The organism is Aurantimonas marianensis, from assembly GCF_024195285.1.
Lineage (GTDB): Bacteria > Pseudomonadota > Alphaproteobacteria > Rhizobiales > Rhizobiaceae > Aurantimonas > Aurantimonas marianensis.
This window is the reverse complement of record NZ_JALHBS010000075.1, coordinates 1-305: the sequence shown is the minus strand read 5'-3', so window position 1 is coordinate 305 and position 305 is coordinate 1. Positions and strand designations below refer to the sequence as shown.

Below are 305 nucleotides of genomic sequence, written 5' to 3'. Positions count from 1 at the left end.
CCTCTCGCGTGGCGCGGTGCGGCGTGAATTCGCCGCCCTGTGGCTGGGATTGGAGGGCGCCGTGACGGTCGCGCGCGCCGATTTGACGGCGTTGCGCGCGAAGACCTCCAGGGAGATCGAACGCGCCAGAACGCGCAACGGCATCGCTTTGGTCGCCGTCTTCTGCGCCTTGTTTGGTTTTGCGATGTTCCTGTCGCGGTCCATCGGGGGAGTGCTGCGCGAGATGGGGCGACGTGCCCGGGAACTCGCGAGCGGCGCGCCGACCGAGCGGATCGTTCCCAAAGGTCCCCGAGAAGTACGCGAGG

At 68.2% G+C, this 305-nt stretch carries 1 pseudogene; it reads left to right on the top strand.

Going from position 1 to position 305, the window contains the following annotated elements:
• Window positions 1-305, top strand: a pseudogene (locus MJ956_RS12650) (hypothetical protein); the annotation flags it as partial.